Genomic DNA, 15,224 nt, shown 5'->3' with positions numbered 1-15,224 from the left:
CGCGGCGGCAGGAGCAACCTAATGAACAAAGATAATATCAAACTGGCTATTGCCCCGATCGGCTGGACTAACGACGACATGCCGGAGCTGGGCAGCGAAAACACCTTCCAGCAGATCGTCAGCGAAATGGCGCTGGCGGGCTTTAGCGGCAGCGAAGTCGGTAGTAAATATCCCCGCGATCCGGCGGTGCTGCAGCCGATGCTGGCGATCCGCGGTATCCAGATCTGCAACGCCTGGTTTAGCACCTTTTTTGCCGACGGGCAGCGCGAAAAAACCATTGATGAATTCGTTAACCATATGAATTTCCTCCATGCGATGGGGGCGAAGGTGATCGGCTGCTCCGAGCAAAGCGGCAGCATCCAGGGGCTGGACAAGCCGATCCTGGCCGACGCCAAGCCGTGCTTTAGCGAAGAGGAGTGGCAGCGGGTTGCCGAGGGCTACAACACCCTGGGGCGCCTGGCCGCGGAAAAAGGGATGCAGGTTTGCCTGCACCACCACATGGGAACCGGCGTTCAAACGACGGCAGAGATCGATAAGTTTATGTCGCTGGTGGATGACGGCGTCTTCCTGCTGTACGACACCGGCCATGCCTGGTACTCCGAAGGCGGCGCGGAGCCGATGCTGGCGATCCTCAAAAAATATCTGCCGCGTATCAACCACGTGCACCTGAAGGACGTACGACCGGCGGTGATTGAGCAGGTGCGCCGCGAGGGGCTTTCCTTCCTCGACGGCGTGAAGAAGGGCACCTTTACCGTGCCCGGCGACGGCGCGATCGATTTTCGTCCGGTATTTAAGCTGCTGGATGATTTTGGCTACAAGGGCTGGATGGTAGTGGAAGCCGAGCAGGATCCGGCGCTGGCCAACCCCTTCGAATATGCGCTGAAGGCGCGGAAATATATTCGCGAAACGGCAGGAATTTAATCGTTGCTTCACTTCAGGCCATGCAGCAGCGTGGCCTGCTTTTTCCCGGCGCCGTGCGCTAATCAAATAAACACGTCAGTGAGGCCATCGCCTCTGCATTCAGACCAGAGCGGATCTCCCCCTACAAGGCAGGTTACTGGAGTCTTTTATGTCAAAGGAACAATATCTCACCCTCAACAGGGCCTCGGGGCCCAATAGCGACGCCCCGACCACGCCGTTTGTGAAAGTCGTTGCGCTGATAGCAACGCTCGGCGGTTTGCTGTTCGGCTACGATACCGGCGTTATCTCCGGCGCATTGCTGTTTATGGGCAATGAGCTGCATCTCACCCCGTTCACCACCGGCCTGGTGACCAGCTCGCTGCTGTTCGGTGCCGCGTTCGGCGCGCTGCTTTCCGGCTATATGGCCAGCGCGGCGGGTAGAAAGAAAATCATCCTCTGGCTGGCGGTTATCTTCGCCATTGGCGCCATCGGTACCGCGCTGGCGCCCGACGTTAACTGGATGATTTTCTTTCGCCTGGTACTCGGCGTGGCGGTTGGCGGCGCGGCGGCAACCGTGCCGGTCTATATCGCCGAAATGGCGCCGGCGAACAAGCGCGGGCAGCTGGTGACGCTGCAGGAGCTAATGATTGTATCGGGCCAGCTGCTGGCCTATATCTCGAACGCTGGCTTCCACGCCGTATGGGGCGGGGAGAGTACCTGGCGCTGGATGCTGGCGGTCGCCACGCTGCCCGCCGTGCTGCTGTGGTTTGGCATGATGTTTATGCCGGATTCGCCGCGCTGGTACGCGATGAAGGGGCGCCTGGCGGAAGCGCGTCGGGTTCTGGAGCGCACTCGCCGCAAAGAGGACGTCGAGTGGGAGCTGATGGAGATCAGCGAAACGCTCGATGAGCAGCGCAGTCTCGGCAAGCCGCGGTTCCGCGAAATTATGACTCCGTGGCTGTTTAAGCTGTTTATGATTGGTATCGGTATTGCCGTTATTCAGCAGCTTACCGGCGTAAATACCATTATGTACTACGCGCCAACGGTGCTGACGTCGGTGGGGATGAGCGATAACGCCGCGCTGTTTGCCACCATTGCCAACGGGGTGGTGTCGGTATTGATGACCTTTGTCGGCATCTGGATGCTGGGTAAAATTGGCCGCCGGACGATGACCATGATCGGCCAGTTTGGCTGTACCGCCTGCCTGGTGTTTATCGGCGCGGTGAGCTATTTGCTGCCGGAAACCGTCAACGGCCAGCCGGACGCGCTGCGGGCCTATATGGTGCTGGTGGGCATGCTGCTGTTCCTCAGCTTCCAGCAGGGCGCGCTGTCGCCGGTGACCTGGCTGCTGCTGTCGGAGATCTTCCCCACCCGCCTGCGCGGGATCTTTATGGGCGGGGCGGTGTTCTCAATGTGGATCGCCAACTTCATGATTTCGCTCTTCTTCCCGATCCTGCTGTCGTGGATTGGCCTCTCCGGAACCTTCTTTATCTTCGCCGGGATCGGCGTGTTTGGCGCGCTGTTCGTCATTAAATGCGTGCCGGAAACCCGCAACCGCAGCCTCGAGCAGATTGAGCACTATCTGCAGGACCGGCTTGATACCAGCGAAGAGCGCAAGGCCGCGCGTAAGGTGTGGGCCGAATCCCAGGCGGATAAGGCCTAAGCCAGCGTTAATCCAACGAATCCCGCCAGGCCCGGCGCCTGGCGGGGAGACGGGCCCGCTCTCCTGCAGCCCCGCGATCCTGTAGTCCGCACCGGCGCCGCGCGCTATCTTCGGCATTTTCCCCGCCCGTATTGCGCCTGATGAAAGCAGAGTTTGCCGCGTATTGAGGATTTTCTCCGCCTCCGCTGCGCTGACCGGGGCGATAGATCAGCGCCGTTGCAGCATTATGTGATCCAGCCTGAAAAACCGGCACTTACGTCCGCAACCCCATTTACCTTCCCTTTCCCGGCAGCATAGTATGATCGTTAAATAAACGAACGCTGTTCTACAATGTAGAACAAAAATAGCGAGCAATGCTTCAGCAAGGAGATCTCATGCAGCAGACCGTGCAGTTCTCGGGGATTATTCCGCCTGTTTCCACCATCTTTACCGCCGACGGCCAGCTTGATAAGCCGGGCTTCGCGGCGCTTATCGACGATACGATCGCCGCGGGCGTTGACGGCCTGTTCTTCCTCGGCAGCGGCGGGGAGTTCTCGCAGCTCGGCACCGAAGAGCGTAAAGCGGTTGCGGCATTCGCTATCGGCCACGTCGATCGGCGGGTGCCGGTTCTGATTGGCACCGGCGGCACCAACGCGCGGGAGACCATAGCGCTCAGCCAGCATGCGCAGGCGGAAGGGGCTGACGGCATTGTGGTGATTAACCCCTACTACTGGAAAGTGTCGGAACAGAACCTGATCCGCTACTACCAGCAGGTGGCGGACTGCGTGACGCTGCCGGTTATTCTCTATAACTTCCCGGCGCTCAGCGGCCAGGACCTGACGCCAGCGCTGGTCAAAACCCTGGCGGATTCGCGCAGCAATATCATCGGCATCAAGGACACCATCGACTCCGTAGCCCATCTGCGCAGCATGATCCTGACCGTAAAGGCGGCGCACCCGAACTTCTCGGTGCTCTGCGGCTACGACGATCACCTGTTCAATACGCTGCTGCTGGGCGGTGACGGGGCGATCTCGGCCAGCGCTAACTTTGCGCCGCAGCTGTCGGTTAAGCTGCTGCAGGCCTTCCGCGACGGCGACCTGGCGCAGGCGGCGCACTATCATCAGACGCTGCTGCAAATCCCGCAGATCTACCAGCTCGATACGCCGTTCGTGAACGTCATTAAAGAGGCGACGGTCCTGTGCGGCCGGCCGCTGTCAACGCACGTGCTGCCGCCGGCCTCGCCGCTGAATGAGGCGGGCAAGGCGCAGCTCAAAGCGCTGCTGCAACGGCTCAAGCTCTGCTGATACGGAAAAAGACGATGACCATCGACAAGATTTTCACCCCGCAGGACGATGCATTCTATGCGGTCACCACCCACGCTGCTGGCCCTCAGGGCGCGCTGCCGCTGACGCCGCAGATGCTGATGGAGTCGCCGAGCGGCAACCTGTTCGGCATGACGCAGAACGCCGGCATGGGCTGGGACGCCAACAAGCTGACGGGCAAAGAGGTGCTGATCGTCGGCACCCAGGGCGGCATTCGCGCCGGCGACGGTCGGCCGATCGCGCTGGGCTACCATACCGGGCACTGGGAGATTGGCCTGCAGATGCAGGCGGCGGCAAAGGAGATCACCCGCAACGGCGGCATTCCCTTCGCCGCCTTCGTCAGCGATCCGTGCGACGGGCGCTCCCAGGGCACCCACGGGATGTTCGACTCCCTGCCGTACCGCAACGACGCGGCGATCGTGTTTCGCCGCCTGATCCGCTCCCTGCCTACCCGGCGGGCGGTGATCGGCGTCGCCACCTGCGACAAGGGGCTGCCGGCAACGATGATCGCCCTGGCGGCGATGCATAATCTGCCGACGATCCTCGTACCCGGCGGGGCGACGCTGCCGCCAACCTTTGGCGAGGATGCCGGAAAGGTACAGACCATCGGCGCGCGCTACGCCAACCACGAGCTGTCGCTGCAGGAAGCGGCGGAACTCGGCTGCCGCGCCTGCGCGTCGCCGGGCGGTGGCTGCCAGTTTTTAGGTACCGCCGGCACCTCGCAGGTGGTGGCGGAGGCGCTGGGCATGGCGCTGCCGCATTCGGCGCTGGCCCCGTCCGGGCAGGACGTGTGGCTGGAGATCTCCCGCCAGTCGGCAAGGGCGGTGAGCGAGCTGGATAATCGCGGCATTACCACCCGCGATATCCTGACCGATAAGGCTATCGAAAATGCGATGGTGCTCCACGCTGCGTTTGGCGGCTCGACCAACCTGCTGCTGCATATTCCGGCCATTGCCCACGCGGCGGGCTGCACCATTCCCGACGTTGACCACTGGACGCGGATCAACCGCAAGGTCCCGCGGCTGGTCAGCGTGCTGCCCAACGGCCCGGACTATCATCCGACGGTGCGCGCGTTCCTCGCCGGCGGCGTGCCGGAAGTCATGCTGCACCTGCGCGATCTTGGCCTGCTGCACCTGGACGCCATGACGGTCACGGGCCAGACGGTCGGGGAAAACCTCGACTGGTGGCAGGTCTCTGAGCGTCGGCAGAAGTTCCGCCAGTGCCTGCTGGAGCAGGACGGCGTCGATCCGGATGACGTGATCCTGCCGCCGGAGCGCGCCAGGGCGAAAGGGCTCACCTCGACGGTGGCCTTCCCGGTGGGCAACATCGCGCCGGAAGGGTCGGTCGTCAAAGCCACGGCCATCGACCCGTCGGTGGTGGGCGACGACGGCGTGTATCGCCACACCGGCCGGGCGCGGGTATTTGTCTCGGAGGCGCGGGCGATCGGGGCGATTAAAAACGGCGAGATTGAGCGGGGCGATATCATGGTGGTGATCGGCGGCGGGCCGTCCGGCACCGGCATGGAGGAGACCTACCAGCTCACCTCGGCGCTGAAGCACGTGTCGTGGGGCAAAACGGTTTCGCTGATCACCGACGCGCGCTTCTCCGGCGTCTCGACCGGCGCCTGTTTTGGCCACGTCGCGCCCGAGGCGCTGGCGGGCGGGCCCATCGGCAGGCTGCGCGATAACGACATTATCGAGATCGTGGTTGACCGCCTGGCCCTGACCGGCAGCGTGAACTTTATCGGCACGGCGGAGGCGCGCCTGACGCCGGAAGAGGGCGCCCTGGCGCTGGCGGCGAGAGCGCCGCATCCGGATCTGCACCCTCACGATTTTTTACCGGACGATACGCGCCTCTGGGCCGCGCTGCAGTCGGTGAGCGGCGGCACCTGGAAAGGCTGTATTTATGATACCGATAAAATTATTGAGGTTATTAACGCCGGTAAAAAAGCCCTCGGCTTATAAATAATTAAGCGTTAATTTTAGCCTGCGGAATATATTCCGCGGGCGAATTTTCATTGGCCTAAAAAGGTTATTTTTAGAGGGTTTTATTATTTAATAAGCCATTAAAAATAAAAGCTAAAAATATTTTTTCAGTTTTCTCTTTATACCGACCGCAATCACAAAAACCAAAAAACATAATTCATAAATTAAAAATGGTCATTGCCGTAAAAACGAGCAGTTTATTACACTCTGTTAACACGAAAACGTGAATTAGGCACACGCATCACGGGTGTTTTCCTGACGACGCAGCGGGTATTTTTTTGCCCTCTTCAGGCCCCTGACGTTTGCATCATTCCACTCTTTGGGGTTGGGGATAAATATGCAATTAACCATGAAAGATAAAATTGGCTACGGGCTGGGTGATACCGCCTGCGGCTTTGTCTGGCAGGCAACGATGTTCCTGCTGGCCTATTTCTATACCGACGTCTTTGGGCTCTCCGCCGGGGTGATGGGCACGCTGTTTTTAGTTTCGCGCGTGCTGGATGCCGTCACCGATCCGCTGATGGGGCTGCTGGTGGATCGCACCCGTACCCGCCACGGTCAGTTCCGCCCGTTCCTGCTGTGGGGGGCGATCCCGTTTGGCCTCGTCTGCATGCTGACCTTCTACACGCCGGACTTCTCCGCGCAGGGTAAAATCATCTATGCCAGCATCACCTATATCCTGCTGACGCTGGTGTACACCTTCGTCAACGTGCCCTACTGCGCGATGCCGGGGGTGATCACCGCCGATCCGAAAGAGCGCCACACGCTGCAGTCGTGGCGCTTTTTCCTTGCTGCCGCCGGATCGCTGGCGATCAGCGGTATCGCGCTGCCGCTGGTGGGGATCATCGGCAAGGGCAACGAGCAGGTGGGCTACTTTGGCGCGATGTGCGTGCTGGGGCTGACCGGCGTGGTGCTGCTGTACGTCTGCTTCTTTACCACCAAAGAGCGCTACACCTTTGAGGTACAGCCGGGCGCCTCGGTGATGAAAGATCTCCGGCTGCTGTTCGGCAATACCCAGTGGCGGATCATGTGCACCTTCAAAATGATGGCGACCTGTTCCAACGTGGTGCGCGGCGGGGCGACGCTCTACTTCGTCAAATACGTAATGGATCACCCGGAGATGGCGATGCAGTTTCTGCTGTACGGCAGCATCGCCACCATGTTCGGCTCGCTGGCCTCGTCGCGCCTGCTGGGGCGCTTCGATCGGGTGAAGGCCTTCAAAGGAATTATCGTCGTCTATTCGCTGTTAAGCCTGCTGCTGTTCTTTATCCCTGCCGAACATATTGCGCTGATTTTCGCGCTCAACATCGTTTTCCTGTTCATCTTTAACACCACCACGCCGCTGCAGTGGCTGATGGCCTCCGACGTGGTGGATTACGAAGAGAGCCGCAGCGGCCGCCGCCTCGACGGCCTGGTGTTCTCCACCTATCTGTTCAGCCTGAAGATTGGCCTGGCGATCGGCGGCGCGGTGGTGGGCTGGGTTCTCGCCTTTGTGAACTACTCCGCCAGCAGCAGCGTGCAGCCGGTGGAGGTGCTCACCACCATTAAAATCCTGTTCTGCGTGGTGCCGGTGGTGCTCTACGTCGGCATGTTCATCATGCTCTCACTTTACAAGCTGAGCGATGAGCGCGTTGAGGCCATCAGCCAGCAGCTGCTTAAGCATCGCGCGGCGCAGAGTGAAGACGTTCCCGGCGCCGCGGCCGCCGCATCCAATTAAGAGGGAGACAATATGTATACGATTACTAACCCGATTTTGACCGGCTTCAACCCCGACCCGTCGCTGTGCCGGCAGGGCGAGGATTACTACATCGCGACGTCCACCTTTGAGTGGTTTCCGGGCGTGCGCATTTACCACTCGCGGGATTTGAAAAACTGGTCGCTGGTCAGTACGCCGCTGGACCGCGTGTCGATGCTGGATATGAAAGGCAACCCTGACTCTGGCGGTATCTGGGCGCCGTGCCTGAGCTACGCCGACGGCCTGTTCTGGCTGCTGTATACCGATGTGAAGATCGTTGATTCGCCTTGGAAAAACGGCCGTAACTATCTGGTGACCGCTCCGTCCGTCGAAGGCCCGTGGAGCGAGCCGATTGCGATGGGCAACGGCGGGTTTGATCCGTCGCTGTTTCACGATAGCGACGGCCGCAAATACTACATCTATCGCCCGTGGGGGCCGCGCCACCACAGCGATCCGCACTGTACCATCGTCATGCAGGAGTACTTCCCGCAGACGCAAACCCTGTCGCCGACGCGCAAAACCCTGTTTACCGGCACCGACCTGCGCTATACCGAAGGGGCGCACCTGTACCGCAAAGAGGGCTGGTACTACCTGCTGGTGGCGGAGGGCGGCACCAGCTACGAGCACGCGGTGGTGGTGCTGCGGGCGAAAAATATCGACGGACCCTACGAGCTCTCTCCTGAGGTGACGCTGATGAGCAGCTGGCACCTGCCGGAGAACCCGCTGCAGAAAAGCGGCCACGGTTCGCTGCTGGAGACGCATACCGGCGAGTGGTATATGGCGTACCTCGTCAGCCGCCCGCAGCGCCTGCCCGGCGTGCCGCTGCTGGCGTCCGGCGGGCGCGGCTACTGCTCGCTGGGGCGTGAAACCGGCATTACGCCCGTCGCCTGGCGCGACGGCTGGCCGGTCATTGAGGGCGGCAAGCACGCGGCGCTGACGGTGCCCGGCCCGCAGATGACGGAAAGCAAAGCGGCGACAGAGCCGGCGTGGTGCGACGAGTTCGACGGCGCGGCCCTCGACCCGGAGCTGCAAACCCTGCGCATTCCCTTCGATGAGACGCTCGGCTCCCTCAGCGCCCGGCCGGGCTATCTGCGCCTGTACGGCAACGATTCGCTTAACTCCACCTTTACCCAGTCCACCGTGGCGCGGCGCTGGCAGCACTTTGCCTTCCGCGCCGAAACGCGGATGGAGTTTGCGCCGGAGAACTTCCAGCAGAGCGCCGGTTTAACCTGCTATTACAACACCAAAAACTGGAGCTACTGTTTTGTCGACTTCGAAGAGGGGCGGGGCAGAACGCTGAAGGTGCTGCAGCTCGACCACAACGTGCCTTCCTGGCCGCTGCACGAGCAGCCGATCCCGGTGCCGGACGAGGCGCAGAGCGTGTGGCTGCGGGTGGACGTCGACCACCTGGTGTACCGCTATAGCTATTCGTTTGACGGCGAGAACTGGCACCAGGTGCCTGTCGACTATGCGGCGTGGAAGCTGTCGGACGACTATATCGGCGGCCGCGGGTTCTTTACCGGGGCGTTCGTCGGCCTGCACTGCGAGGACATCAGCGGCGACGGCTGCTACGCTGATTTTGACTACTTCCGCTACCTGCCGGTAGAGGCGTAGGCCATCAGGCCGGGTAGCCCAGCGCTTTTGACAGCTGGTGCCCGGCCTCTTCCAGCTGCAGCCGGTAGCGGGTGAGCTCGTCGTCATCCACCCGTGAGGTAAGGGTGGAGAGACTCAGGGCGGCAATCACCCGCGATTCATGATTCCACACCGGTACCGCCACGCAGCGCACGCCCTGCTCGTTCTCTTCGCTGTCCAGGGCGTAGCCCCGGGCGCGGGTTTGCGCCAGGACATCCAGCAGCGCCTCGCGGGAGGTGATGGTCGCGGGCGTGAAGGCGGTGTAGTGATAGCCATCGAGCAGGGGATCCCGCTCGGCGTCGCTCAGCCAGGCAATCAGCACCTTGCCGATGGCGGTGGCGTGCACCGGCAGGCGGCGGCCAATGCGCGAGTAGGCGATGGCGGCGAGCCGGCCTTCGATCTTCTCTATATAGACGCCTTCGCGGCCGTCGAGAATACCGAGATGGGTGGTCTGCCCGGTATGCTGCGAGAGCTCCGTCAGCCAGCCCTTCGCCTTCTGGCGGATATCCATTGAGCCCACCACAAAGTGGCCGCGCTCCACCAGCTTCATGCCGAGGCGGTATTTGCCGTTTTCCGGGTTCTGATCGATATAGCCGTGCAGCTGCAGGGTTTTGAGCAGCGAATGGAGCGTGCTTTTGCTCAGGCCCATTTGCTTGCTGATGTCGGTGATTTTGAGCTCCTTCGCCTGGTCGTTAAACAGATCGAGGATCGTCAAGGCACGTTCAACAGACTGAATAATAGGCATTATGTACGACCATTCGCGCGGGGAGAGGGTGAAAAAGTACCTTTTTTACGCTGAAAAATCAAACGGCTGGGGTGAAAACTCCTCGTCGCCCCGCTCGGCGCGGTGCGACCGGGCGGGCGACGAGGCGGGGGTTTACTTTATCTCGGCGAGCGCGGTTTTATCCACGTAGGGCTTCATCAGGGCATCGGCCTCTTTCTGCGCGGCCTCGACCGCCGCTTCCGGGGTGACCTTCGCATCGTTGACCACCGCCGCCAGCTGGTTCTCCATCGCCTTGCGTACCGCGACGGTCTCCCAGGTGGAGTACCACGGATGGGCGTATTTCAACTGCTCCAGGGCGATGGCCGCGCGCGGGTCCTGCTGCAGATAGGCCTTCATTTCCGGCGTATCGTAGGCCGCTTTACGCGGGGAGAAGTAGCCGGTGAAGCGGCTCCACTCGCCGTTGACCTGCGGGCTGACGAGGTAAGTGAGGAACTGGTAGGCCGCCTTTTTCTGCGCGTCGGAAATGCCTTTAAAGCTCACCAGGCTGGCGCCGCCTATCGGTACCGCGCGCTGCTCTTTGGCCGGCAGCATCGCCACGCCGAGCTCGAAGTCTTTGCTGTTCTCGCGCATAAAGCCCAGCGCGCCGGTGCTCAGCATCGCCATCCCGAGCTTGCCGGAGAAGAACGACGCGCTGATCTGCTTCGAGTTCAGCACGCCGGAGGGCATCACCTTGTCCTGATAGACCAGGTTCTGCCAGAAGCGCAGGGCGCCGATGGTGGTCGGGGCGTTGTAATAGACTTCGCCAGGATAGTCTTCGTTAAAGTACTTCCCGCCGTTGGCGCGCACCAGCGCCGAGAAGATCCAGCCGCCGTAGTCGTCGTTGGTGGACGGCAGCATAATGCCCCACTGGCCTTTGCTCTCGTCGGTCAGCTTTTTGGCATCCGCCAGCAGTTCGGCCCAGGTCTGCGGCGGCTGCTTGATCCCGGCCTGCTCGAACAGGGTTTTGTTGTAGTAGAGGATCGGCGTCGAGTTATGGAACGGAATGGCGTAAGTGGTGCCCATCACCTGGGCGTTTTTGTGCATCGCCGGCCAGAACTCTTTGACCAGGAAATCTCCGGCCTTCTGGTCGCCGTATTTGAACAGCTCGTCCATCGGCAGGATCTCATCCTTGAGCGCGAGGTCGGTGGTGAAGTTGGCGGACATGATCACCAGCGCCGGCGGCTGCCCGGCCTTCTGCGCCGACTCGGCTTTGATCTTGGTGGTGTCGTAGTTGCCGGTAAAGACCCCGCGCACTTCGACGTCCTGCTGCGAGTCGTTAAAGGCCTTGATGACGCGGGTCATCTCCATGGTCAGCTTGCCGTCTACCGGCGCCGGAAACATGAAATCGATCTTCTCTTTCGCCAGCGCTGCGCCGCTTAGCGCGAGCGACAGCCCGACCGCTGTCAGAGTTTTAAGCATGGTCAATCTCCTGGAGTAAGCGCCTGATGAGCGGGCGCTAAATTATGCTGTTTCTCAGCATGAAAAAGATGAATATCCCCGGGCGAGAAGCCGAGGATCAGCGAATCGCCTTTCTCCGGCACCGCGCCGCGATGGCGGCGGCTAAAGCGCAGGGTGCCGATGGGGGTGCTGACGTGGAGCAGGTAATCGGCCCCCATCAGCTCTCGTTGCAGGACGGTGGCACAGAGGCGCAGGTGGCCCTCCTCCACGCGATCGCTGATGTGTTCCGGGCGAAGGCCTAGCCAGACGCGGGACTCGTCGCGATAGCCCGGCGGCAGCGGATGGCGCAGCTCGCCGAGCCGCACCTCGCCGTCGGCGCAGGGCAGCGACAGCAGGTTCATCGCCGGAGAGCCGATAAACCCGGCGACGAAGAGGTTGGCCGGGTGGGCGTAGAGGTGCTCCGGGCGCCCGACCTGCTGCACGTGGCCGGCGTTCATCACCACAATGCGGTCGGCCATCGACATCGCCTCGGTCTGGTCGTGGGTGACGTACACGGTGCTGGTTTTCAGCTGCTGGTGGAGGTTCATAATGCTGTCGCGCACCTCGCTGCGCAGGCGGGCGTCGAGGTTGGAGAGCGGCTCATCCATCAGGAACAGGCGCGGATTGCGCACGATGGCGCGGGCCATCGCCACCCGCTGGCGCTGGCCGCCGGAGAGCTTCGCCGGCTTGCGATCCAGCAGGGCGTCCAGCTGCAGCATCTGCGCGACGTTATCCACCCGCGGCTGCCAGCTGGCCTTCTCCTCTTTACGCACCTTCATGCCGAAGGTGATGTTGTCGCGCACCGACAGATGCGGAAACAGGGCGTAGTTCTGGAAGATCATCGCGAAGTTGCGCTCGCGCGGCGACATATCGGTGATGTTCTGCTCGTGGAGCCAGATTTCACCGTCGCTGACCCGATCGAGCCCGGCCAGCAGGCGCAGCAGGGTGCTTTTGCCGCAGCCGGAGGGGCCGACCAGCACCACGAACTCGCCTTCGTGAATATCCAGCGACAGGGCACTGAGGGCCGGCTTGCCGTCGAAGCGTTTGGTGATATTTTGCAGACTCAGCATCGTGATTAGCGCTCTTGCGTCGGGCAGCTGATGTTTTCGTCATACAGCCACGGCCCGGCATAGTGCGCCAGCGAGTGCTGGTAGCTCACCCACTGCTCGCCCACCTGGCGATGCATCAGGCAGGAGGCCGGCGACAGGTCGTAGTACGGGCGGGTATCTTCGTGGAAATAGGGCACCTGATGGACGGTTCCCGGCACGGTGGAGATAATCGCCTGGCGGTGCTGGGTCATCGTCAGGCTATGGTTATGGCCGCAGAAAATGCGCGTCAGCGACGGGAAGCGCTCCACCAGCGCCAGCAGGCGATAGCCGTTTTCACAGGCGATGGGGTCCATCTGGGCGTTACCCAGCGGCAGCGGTGGATGGTGCATAAACACCGTCGCCGGCTTGTCGCCGCCGTCGAACAGCTGGGCTTCCAGCCATTTAATGGTTTCATCGGTCAGCCAGCCGCTGGAGGTGCCGTCGCGGCTGGAGTCGATAAACAGCAGGCGGGTGGCAAAATCGTCCACCGCGTAGCGCATGTTCTGCGGGTCGCTGCCGAGCTGCGGGCACAGCGGATGCAGGTATTCGAGAAACAGCGCTTTGTCGTCGTGGTTGCCGGGAATGAGATACAGCGGATAGTTCAGGCCGCTGAGGATCTGGCGGGCCGCCTCGTACTCCTCCGGGCGACCGCAGTTGACGATATCGCCGCTGATCACCACCGCGTCCGGACGCTCCTGCAGGGCGTTGAGCTGGGAAACCACGTCGGCGTTGGCGGCATTAACGTCGATAAAACCGTACAGCTTCTGGCCGTGGCTGCGGAAGTGGGTATCGGAAATTTGCGCTAACAGCATCAATAACTCCTTATTTGATCCCGGAGAAGCCGAAGCTTCGCAGGAACTGTTTCTGGAAAAGGATGAACGCCAGCATCAGCGGCAGGCAGACCATCAGCGTCCCGGCGCCGATGGTGCCCCACTGGCCGCCGGATTCGGCGCCCATGGCGAAAGAGACCAGCCCCACGGTCAGCACCTGCTTATCGGGATCGTTGAGCATCATCAGCGGCCACAGGTATTCGTTCCAGTGGTAGGTAATGCTGACGGTGGCGAAGGCCAGCACCGATGGCCAGGACATCGGCAGCAGCACGCGGAACAGCACCTGCCACCAGCGGCAGCCCTCCATCAGCGCCGCCTCCTCCAGCTCTTTGGGGATGGCGAGGAACGCCTGGCGCATCAGGAACACGCCGAACGCCGAGGTGAAGTAGGGCATCATCACCCCGGTGAGGGTGTTGAGCAGGCCGAAGGTTTTAAGGGTCAGCATGTTCGGCACCATCATCACCACCGGCATGATCATCAGCTGCACCAGGAACAGCAGGAACAGGGTCTGCTTGCCGCGGAACTCGTGGCAGGCGAAGACGTAGCCGGCGGTGGTGATGGTCAGCAGCTGCACGAAGAAGGTGCCGAAGGTGAAGATAAGGGTGTTGGCATAGAGGCTCAGCCAGTCGGCGCTGGCCCAGGCGTCGCGGAAGTTATCGAGGGTCAGCGGCAGCCTGGGCAGCAGCGAGGCCATATCCTCGCCGAAGGTGGTGGCGCTGAACGAGGTTGCCAGCATCCAGATAAACGGGCTCACCCACAGCAGCGCCAGGCAGCACATCAGCACGCTGAGGGTGAAGGGCTGCGAACGACGCAGGCGCAGCCACAGCGGGCGCGATGCGGCCGGTGAGCGCACGGCCAGCGGCGAGATTTCAGCGCTCATGGTGGGCTCCTTTCTCCAGTAGTCTGAGGTTAAGCAGCGAGAAGGCGAACAGCCCGGCCAGCGTCAGGAAGGTGGCGGCGGAGGCTTTGCCGAGGTCGTGGGTATCCCACGCCAGGTTCTGGATGTAGTAGAGCAGGACGGTGGTGGCGTTGTCCGGCCCGCCGCGGGTCATCACCGCCACGTGGTCAATCTGGGTAATGGAGTAGATCAGCGCCGTGGTGATGACGAAGCTGAGAGTCGGGCGCAGTAGCGGCAGGGTGACCTTAAAGAACACCTGGCTGCGGGTGGCGCCTTCCATAATCGCCGCTTCGCGGGCCGAGGCCGGGATGCTCTGCAGGCCGGCGAGGAAAAACAGCATGTAGTAGCCGGCAAACTTCCACACCCCGATCAGCGCCAGCGCCAGCAGGGCGGTGTTGCTGCGCCCCAGCCAGTTGTTGTTCATCGGGCCGACGATCTTCGCCAGATAGTGGTCGAGCAGGCCGAGGCCGGGCATAAAGATAAACAGCCACAGCGCGGCGGCGCTGACCATCGGGATAATCATCGGGAAGAAGAAGGCGGTGCGCAGCCAGCGGTTGACGCGGTGATTTTCGCTCAGCGCCACCGCCAGCAGCAGGGCCAGCGTCACGCCGGGCACCACCGTCAGCAGGATATAGAGCAGGTTGTTGACCAGCGACTGCCAGAAGACGCTATCGGCGAACAGGCGGGTGAAGTTATCGAGGCCGACGAACTGCGCGCCGTCGCTGACCATCCGGGTATCGAACAGGCTGTCGTAGACCGATCGCCCCAGCGGGAACCAGGTAAAGAGCAGTAAAAACAGCAGCGAAGGTGACAGTATCAGCCAGGGGAGCCAGCTTTTTCTCATAACGGCGACGTCTCAATCGGGCATTGTCGAAGCACGGATTGTGAGAAGCTTTGACTGCAAAAGTATGGCGGGAAGATGACTATTTAATGACCGGGGGCGCAGCTGCCGGGCAGACGGGCCGCCCGGCGGAGAGGTTACACACCGGCGC

12 protein-coding genes are annotated in these 15,224 nt (G+C 61.6%); 6 read left to right on the top strand and 6 right to left on the bottom strand.

All coding sequences use genetic code 11. The features are described from left to right. Positions 1-21 precede the first annotated feature (21 nt). From iolE to RTE01_RS12285, 6 genes are all read left to right on the top strand, one after another. Positions 22-921, top strand: a complete 900-nt coding sequence (gene iolE / locus RTE01_RS12310) for a myo-inosose-2 dehydratase (RefSeq protein ID WP_123552816.1) — start codon at positions 22-24, stop codon at positions 919-921. Between the two features lie 148 nt (positions 922-1,069). Beyond that, positions 1,070-2,563 carry a sugar porter family MFS transporter gene (locus RTE01_RS12305; protein ID WP_041143806.1) on the top strand — a complete coding sequence of 498 codons (1,494 nt, stop codon included), beginning with the start codon at positions 1,070-1,072 and terminating at the stop codon, positions 2,561-2,563. 374 nt (positions 2,564-2,937) lie between these two features. Then, a complete protein-coding gene (locus RTE01_RS12300) occupies positions 2,938-3,846 on the top strand; it encodes a dihydrodipicolinate synthase family protein (RefSeq protein ID WP_134525167.1) in 909 nt (302 codons plus the stop codon). A 14-nt stretch (positions 3,847-3,860) separates the two neighbouring features. Further along, positions 3,861-5,828: a YjhG/YagF family D-xylonate dehydratase gene (locus RTE01_RS12295; protein ID WP_134525168.1), complete on the top strand. Its 1,968-nt coding sequence runs from the start codon at positions 3,861-3,863 to the stop codon at positions 5,826-5,828. A 358-nt stretch (positions 5,829-6,186) separates the two neighbouring features. Beyond that, positions 6,187-7,566 (top strand): glycoside-pentoside-hexuronide (GPH):cation symporter, encoded by a 1,380-nt coding sequence (locus tag RTE01_RS12290; protein ID WP_141335058.1) that lies wholly within the window; start codon positions 6,187-6,189, stop codon positions 7,564-7,566. A 12-nt stretch (positions 7,567-7,578) separates the two neighbouring features. Next, complete coding sequence (locus RTE01_RS12285) at positions 7,579-9,198, top strand: glycoside hydrolase family 43 protein (RefSeq protein ID WP_134525169.1); 1,620 nt, start codon at positions 7,579-7,581, stop codon at positions 9,196-9,198. 4 nt (positions 9,199-9,202) lie between these two features. On the opposite strand, the gene RTE01_RS12280 is transcribed toward RTE01_RS12285, so the two are convergent. From RTE01_RS12280 to RTE01_RS12255, 6 genes are all read right to left on the bottom strand, one after another. Beyond that, positions 9,203-9,961 (bottom strand): IclR family transcriptional regulator, encoded by a 759-nt coding sequence (locus RTE01_RS12280; protein ID WP_134525170.1) that lies wholly within the window; start codon positions 9,959-9,961, stop codon positions 9,203-9,205. A gap of 132 nt (positions 9,962-10,093) precedes the next feature. After that, entirely contained in the window at positions 10,094-11,398 is a 1,305-nt protein-coding gene (locus RTE01_RS12275; RefSeq protein WP_134525171.1) for an ABC transporter substrate-binding protein, read from the bottom strand. A 2-nt stretch (positions 11,399-11,400) separates the two neighbouring features. Further along, a complete protein-coding gene (locus RTE01_RS12270) occupies positions 11,401-12,486 on the bottom strand; it encodes an ABC transporter ATP-binding protein (protein WP_134525172.1) in 1,086 nt (361 codons plus the stop codon). A 5-nt stretch (positions 12,487-12,491) separates the two neighbouring features. Continuing rightward, the gene (locus RTE01_RS12265) at positions 12,492-13,316 is read right to left on the bottom strand and encodes a phosphodiesterase (RefSeq protein ID WP_134525173.1); all 825 of its coding nucleotides are present in this window, start codon (positions 13,314-13,316) and stop codon (positions 12,492-12,494) included. 10 nt (positions 13,317-13,326) lie between these two features. Then, entirely contained in the window at positions 13,327-14,214 is an 888-nt protein-coding gene (locus RTE01_RS12260) for a carbohydrate ABC transporter permease (protein ID WP_041143815.1), read from the bottom strand. Then, complete coding sequence (locus tag RTE01_RS12255; RefSeq protein ID WP_045853265.1) at positions 14,204-15,076, bottom strand: carbohydrate ABC transporter permease; 873 nt, start codon at positions 15,074-15,076, stop codon at positions 14,204-14,206. Before RTE01_RS12255 ends, RTE01_RS12260 begins: the two co-directional genes overlap by 11 nt. Positions 15,077-15,224: the final 148 nt, after the last annotated feature.

Origin of the sequence: Klebsiella terrigena (assembly GCF_006539725.1) — a bacterium.
In the GTDB taxonomy this organism is placed as follows: Bacteria; Pseudomonadota; Gammaproteobacteria; order Enterobacterales; family Enterobacteriaceae; genus Klebsiella; species Klebsiella terrigena.
This window is presented reverse-complemented; position numbering and strand designations above follow the sequence as displayed.